The following is a 2,735-nucleotide window of genomic DNA, read 5'->3' on the forward strand; positions in this document are numbered from 1 at the left end:
CCCAACCCCCCCCCAATCCCAAAAACCCCCAAAAAATTTTTTTGGGTAAAAAACCCCCCCTTATTGGCCCCCGGGCCCCCCAACGGGTTAAACCCCCCCCCCCCCCCCCAATTGGGCGGTAGGCGTTGAGCAATTGGTAAAAAGCATTGCGCACGGGGGCTTTGGGGTTAGAGGCAACAAAACTGGCAAAGGCGCGTTTAGTCGGATCGCTCTGATCGCTGGCTAAGGCGTGCAAATGCGGGTAGTTGTCGCTAAAAGAGGTATTGAGGGTAATAGTGCCATGGTGAGCGTTTTCAGAATACGGGTGATCAGGACTTTTGTCGGGTGAAAGAGCATAAAAGGCACGCTGGATTGACTCGTCTATTTGAAAGGGGGAGTTAGGACCCATCGCTAGCTTAAAAAACATCCAAAGAGAAAGGTAGTAAAGAGGCACGCGCAAATAACGATCATGGAAACTGAGATCATCAAAACCCATGCCAAAATCATAGAGATTAAAATCAATCCGGGCATTCTCGCCCATGAACATCATCCGCAACTTAGCACATTCTATAAGATCTTTGTCGTGGAAAAGAAACCCCCTTAAGAAAAGATCGCAAGTATTTTTGTCAGTAAAACTAATGTCGTAGTGGGAGCTTAAGACATGGTAAAAACAACAGCTCTTAAAATCCTCCACACCATCACCGTACCATTTTAAGCCCAGCTTGAGGGGCTTTTTTTGGGGAGCTTGGGGGAGGTGCGTGGATTGGGCAAATACATCTAACAAGGGTTGGAACATACAAAGCCTTCTAAGTAGAGATAGCTCATTGTATCCAAAATACGCTTTGGACCTACCCCAAGAGTGCTGGACCTAGGGTTTAGTGGCAAGGGGGAACATTGATGGCAACAAATCCCCTTGTTTGGGGTTATTTTTGAGGATGCCGCACGGCTATGGTGTTTGCCTTGACATTAAAGGGCTCGTTTGTAGGCGGGTTGTGGCTGGGACATACGGGTGCAATCCACCATTCTTTCCCATGTTCTTCGGTTTTAATCATCACATGTGCCCCAATCTCGGCATCATTAGGACAATCCAAATAACAACATGGGATTTTCATGTATTTGCGGTAATAGTCAATCCAAGAATCATAGCCAAAGTCTTTTGCTTCAGAGTCTCCGCTCCCCTTGATATGTTTGGCGGTTTCCTCATCAATGATGATACTCTGTGGGGTGTTTTGGTTTGCCTTATCATCTTCCATTGACATTCCCATCAATTGAAACAATCCTTTTGCCATTTTTACTCCTTGAAGTCTATTGATATTTCCACCACCGCCAGCAGTCCATGCGTAGATTTTCTCCAACATCGTCAGGTTTGCTAATACGAACCTCATTTTGCTCGTTTCCTGTAAAACACTCCGCAGTGAAACCATGGCAATTATTTTCCAATAGGTTATAGTCCCTCTCTTCATTTTCATGTTCTTTAGCATACTCGGCTGCTTTTGGATCGCCAACCGCCATTTTGTCCTTACACGAAACAAAAATATGGTCTCCACCACTAAATCCGTATAGATCCGTTTTTTCTATCTTGCAAGGATTATCGTTGAATTTTCCCGTCAAATGCATGATTTTGCCTAGATAAATACCCGAATGTGCAGCATCGCCCAAGTCGCACCATACAATACTGCCCACAGCAGGTTCTCCATCGACCGGAGCATCATCCCATATATCACTTTTTCTGTGTATTGGATATTTGACCATAAAACTTTCATAAAATCTTCTACCTATTTCATGTAGTAGATATAGAGCTGTAGCATTTAGTGTAGCTTGTGGCGATCTTATTGCCGATTGTATTAGTCTAGCCTTAGCCTTAGCCTCGAGCAATTCCTTCTCCCTCGCTTCTTTTTCCCTCTTTTCTTTATCGCTTTTAGCTACAGTTGCAACAATTCCCGCTGGACTCACCATGGCTTTTAAAAATCCAAACATTTTAACCCCCTAATCCAACAACTTAACCGCTTCTTGGTAAAGCATAAAGTTCTTAACTACCCAATCCTTGAGCTGATCGACCTTTTGGGGTGATACTCCCATCTCTTTAGCATAAGAGTAGATCGCGTCTCTCTCGTTGTCATGCCAACGGCTATCAGCTAGGGCAACAGAGGTTAGCTCTAGCAAGGTGGCATGTTTGGCGTGGTTGGTGGTGAAAAGTTTGCCCAGAGTGTTTAAAGGCACTTCTTTTTCAGAAATGCCATATTCGCATTGCTTTTTGATCGTATCCAACGCGCCTAGTTGCAATTCATGCAACACCCCATCGGCCTCAATGACTTTTCTAGCCAAATACAAGAACACTTGTTGTTGCTCAACACTCAAATCTTGGATAAACATGTTTGCTCCTTGCCTATAAAATTAAAAATACAAAAAGCATTTTAGCGAGAGAGAAAGAGAGTCAAGGGGTGGAGGATGTGAGGCCTTGGAAATAGAACGATACGCCGCCATTATCCGCTTTTTGAACGGCCGAACGGGTGGAACAAGCGGACCGCAATGCGCGACCCCCCTTACGCCTTCCTCATAATGGGATACGGGCTTGGACCGAACTCCAAGTGGAGGTTATCAGCCCGGTAAGACTACTAGAATAAGACTTAAAAGACAATTTCTCTACTTTTGGGCAAAATTTAGAGTCACTGCCACCCCTAAGCCCCCCTTAAGCTTTACACCGATATAATGCGCTTTTGCCTAAGCAAATGTGATAGCTCGAAGGCTTTTTTCTA

Annotated in this window: 3 protein-coding genes and 1 pseudogene; all 4 read right to left on the minus strand. The window is 44.7% G+C overall.

All coding sequences use genetic code 11. From position 1 onward, the window contains the following. A pseudogene (locus FNE76_RS07945) lies at window positions 1-775 on the minus strand (hypothetical protein); the annotation flags it as partial. A gap of 127 nt (window positions 776-902) precedes the next feature. Beyond that, a complete protein-coding gene (locus FNE76_RS07950; protein ID WP_120948773.1) occupies window positions 903-1,268 on the minus strand; it encodes a hypothetical protein in 366 nt (121 codons plus the stop codon). 16 nt (window positions 1,269-1,284) lie between these two features. Continuing rightward, a complete protein-coding gene (locus FNE76_RS07955; protein ID WP_235852315.1) occupies window positions 1,285-1,956 on the minus strand; it encodes a lecithin retinol acyltransferase family protein in 672 nt (223 codons plus the stop codon). 9 nt (window positions 1,957-1,965) lie between these two features. Further along, window positions 1,966-2,352, minus strand: coding sequence for a molecular chaperone DnaJ (locus FNE76_RS07960; protein ID WP_120948774.1), 387 nt, complete (start codon window positions 2,350-2,352; stop codon window positions 1,966-1,968). Window positions 2,353-2,735: the final 383 nt, after the last annotated feature.

It is taken from the genome of Helicobacter mehlei, from assembly GCF_007280785.1.
Lineage (GTDB): Bacteria > Campylobacterota > Campylobacteria > Campylobacterales > Helicobacteraceae > Helicobacter > Helicobacter mehlei.

Bases quoted from the DNA above. Each gene is read 5' to 3' on its own strand.
- FNE76_RS07950 (WP_120948773.1), bottom strand. From the start codon at position 1,268: ATGGCAAAAGGATTGTTTCAATTGATGGGAATGTCAATGGAAGATGAT.
- FNE76_RS07955 (WP_235852315.1), bottom strand. From the start codon at position 1,956: ATGTTTGGATTTTTAAAAGCCATGGTGAGTCCAGCGGGAATTGTTGCA.
- FNE76_RS07960 (WP_120948774.1), bottom strand. From the start codon at position 2,352: ATGTTTATCCAAGATTTGAGTGTTGAGCAACAACAAGTGTTCTTGTAT.